This is a genomic window from Cellulomonas triticagri (assembly GCF_003696205.1).
In the GTDB taxonomy this organism is placed as follows: domain Bacteria; phylum Actinomycetota; class Actinomycetes; order Actinomycetales; family Cellulomonadaceae; genus Cellulomonas; species Cellulomonas triticagri.
In genome coordinates this window covers 1-4564 of record NZ_RFFI01000187.1, presented here as the reverse complement: position 1 = coordinate 4564, position 4564 = coordinate 1, and the positions used below count along the sequence as shown (strand labels likewise).

The window sequence follows — 4564 nt, the reverse complement described above, 5'->3', positions numbered from 1 at the left end:
CCCGGGTCCCGCGGCCGAGACCCGACCCGCCCCGACGGCGCCCACCCCGTCCGCCACGCCCCCGTCCGCCACGCCCCGGCCGACGGCGAGCGCGTCGCCGCAGGCCGCCGCGACCCGGTCGACCGGCGACCGGGTCGACGCGGACTGGCTCGCCCGCACCGCCGAGCGGTCGGGGATCCCCCCGGTCGCGCTGCGGGCCTACGCGGGAGCCGCGCTGGCGCTGGGGGAGGAGCAGCCCGGCTGCGGGATCGGGTGGAACACCCTCGCCGCGATCGGGCTCGCCGAGTCGGACCACGGCACCGCGGGAGGTAGTGCGCTCGACGCGCGGGGTGTCGCGGTGCCGCCGGTGCTGGGGCCCGCGCTCGACGGCAGCGCGGGGCGCGCCCGGATCGCCGACACCGACGCCGGGGCCCTCGACGGCGACACCCGGCTGGACCGTGCCGTCGGGCCGATGCAGATGATCCCGCAGACGTGGGCCACCTGGGCGGCGGACGGCGACGGCGACGGCGTGGCCGACCCGCAGAACGTCACCGACGCCGCGCTCGCCGCCGCGCGCTACCTCTGCGTCTCGGGGGACCTGGCGGACCCCGAGATCTGGGTGCAGGCGGTCGCGAGCTACAACGACGACCTGGCGTACAACAACGCCGTCGCGGACGAGGCGGAGCGGCTGGCGGGACTCGGCTGACGAGCGCGAATAGGTCCTGCGGCCGGGCTGACGTAGACTGGTGCCACCGACGCGGGGTGGAGCAGCTCGGTAGCTCGCTGGGCTCATAACCCAGAGGTCGCAGGTTCAAATCCTGTCCCCGCTACGCAGCGCCGGCGCAGACCGGCGGACGAGGGCCCGGACCGTCACGGTCCGGGCCTTCGTCGTCCCCGGACGGTCGTCGGGTGAACTCGTGGGGCGAAACCCCTGATGGCGGACGGCGTTTACCTCTAGGTTCAGCGCATGGTCCGTCGTCCTCCCCGGTCGCGCACGTCCAGCACGTCGCACGGCCGGCACGTCACGCCCGTGCAGGCGGTGGCGCTGCTGCTCACGTTCGTGCTGACCGCCGGGGTGGGCGGGCTGCTGACCGCCGGGCTGGTGCTGCCGGTGGTGGCGGTCGCCGACACGGCCACGGACCTGAGCGTCGAGGCGTTCGACGACCTCCCCACGGAGCTGGCGCGGCAGCCGCTGTCGGAGCGCTCGGTGATGCGCGCGGCCGACGGGACGGTGATCGCGGAGTTCTTCGCGCAGAACCGGGTCGTGGTGTCGCTGGACCAGATCGCGGGGCCGATGCAGGACGCGGTGGTCGCGATCGAGGACCGCCGGTTCTACCGGCACGGCGGGATCGACCCGGCGGGGATGGCGCGCGCGGCGGTGCGGCAGGCGCTCGGCAAGGGGCAGGAGGGGGCGTCGACGCTGACGCAGCAGTACGTGAAGAACGTGCTGATCGACGCCGCGGACCGCCGGGGCGACCAGATCGGCGTCGAGGCGGCCCGCGAGCCGACGTACGCCCGCAAGCTCCGCGAGGCGAAGCTCGCCATCGCGCTGGAGAAGGAGCTCACGAAGGACCAGATCCTCGAGGGCTACCTGAACATCGCGCAGTTCGGCGTGAAGATCTACGGCGTGGAGTCCGCGGCGCTGCGGTTCTTCAGCAAGCACGCCTCCGAGCTGACCTACCTCGAGGCCGCGACGATCGCCGGGATCACGCAGCGGCCCTCCGACCTGGACCCGACGCTGCACCCGGAGGCGACCCAGGGCCGCCGCGACGACGTGCTGCGGGCGATGCGCCGCGAGGGGTTCATCACCGTCGAGGAGTACGAGGCGGGCCGGGCGACGCCGCTGCCGGACACGCTGCGCGTGAGCGAGCCGCAGAGCGGGTGCATGGCGGCGGGCGCGGTGGTGCAGGGGTCGGGGTACTTCTGCGACTACGTCACGAAGGTCATCCAGAACGACCCGGTGTTCGGCGAGACTCCGGAGATCCGCGAGCGGCTGCTGCTGAACGGCGGCCTGGACATCACGACGACGCTCGACCCGCGGCTGCAGACCATCGCCGACACCGAGGTGAAGAGCACCGTCCCGGTGGACGACCCCACCGGCGTGGGCTCGGCGATCTCGGTGGTCGAGCCGGGGTCGGGACACATCCGCGCGATGGCGCAGAACCGGAACTTCAACAACACCGGTGACGCCGCGGGCCGCGACAACTCGGTCAACTACAACGCGTCGTACTCCTACGGCGGGTCGAACGGGTTCATGCCCGGCTCGACGTTCAAGCCGTTCACGCTGCTGGAGTGGCTGAAGCAGGGCAAGAGCCTGGCCGACCGGGTCGACGGCACGGCCCGGAACATCGACACCAGCCAGTTCACCGCCTGCGGGCAGCGGTACTCCCGCGACACGTGGCCGGTGCGCAACGCCGAGGGCGGCTCCGGGCAGATGTCCGTCGCCCAGGCCACCCAGCGGTCCGTGAACCTGGCGTACGTGACGATGGCGATGCAGCTCGACCTCTGCGCCATCATGGACGGCGCCGCGCAGCTCGGGGTCACCAGCTCCACGAGCGGCACCGAGGGGCAGCCGGTCGCGGCCGTCCCGTCCAACGTCCTCGGGTCGGGGTCGACGTCGCCGCTGGCGCTCGCGGGCGCCTACGCGGCGTTCGCCGCCGGGGGCGTGTACTGCCGCCCCATCGCCCTCACCAGCGTCAAGAACGCCGACGGCGTGGACCTGCCGATCCCGGACGCGGGCTGCGCGCAGACCATCGCCCCCGACGTGGCCGCGGGCATGAACGAGGCGATGAGCAACGTCTGGCGGGGCACCGGCTCGGAGCTCGGGACGCGTCCCTACCCGGCGTCGGGCAAGACCGGGACGACCACGCACAACGAGCACACCTGGTTCGTCGGGTACACGCCGCGCCTGGCGTCGGCCGTGTGGGTCGGCTACCCGGACCGCAACATCCCGATGCAGCGGATCACGATCAACGGCCGGTACGCCCGCAACGCGTTCGGTGCGACGTACGCGGGGCGCACCTGGGTCAACGTCATGGACCAGGTGCTCGCCGACGGCCAGGCGAACCCGGGCTTCGCCCCGCCGAGCGCCGACATCCAGTTCGGCAAGCCCGTGCCGGTCCCGTCGGTGATCGGCCTGGACGAGGCGAGCGCCGTCGCGGCGCTGGAGGGGGCGGGCTTCTCCGCGACGGTCGGCGGCACGACGCCGTCGCCCGTGACTCCAGGCGCCGTGGCGTCGCAGAGCCCGAGCGGGGCGGCACCCGTCGGGAGCGTCGTGACGCTCACGCTGTCGAGCGGACCCGACGCCGTGCCCGCATCGGGTCCACCGGCCGCCGGACCGCCCCCGCCCGGGCAGGGCTGAAGCCGCACCCGCGAGGCGCTCGCGCGCCCGGCCCCGGTCGCCGCCCCTGCCGGGCCGCGCTAGAACGGAGGGCATGGCTGCCGTCCACCGCGAGGTCGAGCGCGCGTACCCCGCCGCGCCCGACGCCGACCTGCCCGCGCTCGTCGACCTGGTGCCCGACGGCGGGACGCCGCTCACCGAGTCCGTCACCACAGACGTCCTCACCGCCACCTACGTGGACACCGCGGACCTGCGGCTCACCGCCGCCGGGCTGACCCTGCGCGACCGGTCCGGTGGGCGGGACGCCGGGTGGCACCTCAAGGTCCCGGCGGCGGGCCGCGGTGCCCGCACCGAGGTCCGGCACCCGCCCGGCGGACCCGGGCACGTGGTGCCGGAGCCGCTGCAGGCGTTGGTCCGGGCGGTGACGACCGGCGAGCCGCTGCACCCCGTCGCGGAGGTGGTGACCCGGCGGCGGGCCGTGCGGCTGGTCGACGCGACCGGCCGGGTGCTGCTCGAGCTCGCCGACGACCACGTCACCGCGCGGCGGCTGCGGCCCGCCGAGGGCGGCGGGTCGGCGGCGTCCGCGCCGGTGACCTGGCGGGAGGTGGAGATCGAGCTGGTCGACGGCGACGAGGACCTGCTCGACGTCGTCGAGGACGGCCTGCGGGCCGCGGGGCTCGGCCCCGCGCGGTCGGGGACCAAGGTCGGCCGGGTGCTGCCCGCTCCGGACGCCCCGGCCCGGGCGACCCCCGACCGCCGGTCGTCGGCCGGGGAGGTCCTGGCGGCGTACCTCGCCGCGCAGGTGCACCGGCTCGTCGAGCAGGACCTCGCCGTCCGGCTGGACGCCCCGGACGCGGTGCACCAGATGCGCGTCGCCGCGCGCCGGCTGCGGACCGCGCTGCGGACGTTCCGCCCGCTGCTCGACCGGGAGGTCACCGACCCGCTCCGCGACGAGCTCCGGCTGCTGGGCCGGGTGCTCGGGACCGCGCGCGACGCCCAGGTGCTCCGCGACCGGGTGGCCGACCTCGACGAGGCGCCGGTGGCGGACCTCGACGCGCGGCACCGGACCGCCCAGGAGGCCGTGCTCCGGGCGCTGGGCAGCACGCGGTACCTCACCCTGGTGCGGGGGCTGACGGCGCTCGCGGCCGACCCGCCGCTGCGGGACCGGCCGCGGACCCGGCGCCGCGCCACCCGGGTGCTCCCGGCGCTGGTGGCCCGCCGTGACCGGAAGGTGCGCCGGGCGCT

General features: G+C 75.4%; 3 protein-coding genes and 1 tRNA gene. All 4 read left to right on the top strand.

Translation table 11 applies throughout. The features are described from left to right. Positions 1-685 (top strand): lytic murein transglycosylase (locus EBM89_RS19585; RefSeq protein ID WP_122151268.1); only part of this gene is annotated, 685 nt, incomplete at its 5' end. Between the two features lie 50 nt (positions 686-735). Continuing rightward, positions 736-809 (top strand) — tRNA-Met (locus EBM89_RS19580). 137 nt (positions 810-946) lie between these two features. Continuing rightward, a complete protein-coding gene (locus tag EBM89_RS19575) occupies positions 947-3340 on the top strand; it encodes a transglycosylase domain-containing protein (protein WP_122151267.1) in 2394 nt (797 codons plus the stop codon). Between the two features lie 73 nt (positions 3341-3413). Then, positions 3414-4564: CYTH and CHAD domain-containing protein (locus EBM89_RS19570; protein WP_122151266.1), on the top strand; the 1151-nt coding region annotated here is incomplete at its 3' end.

Excerpts from the sequence above, each read along its gene's own strand:
- EBM89_RS19575 (WP_122151267.1), top strand. The coding sequence starts at position 947 with ATGGTCCGTCGTCCTCCCCGGTCGCGCACGTCCAGCACGTCGCACGGC.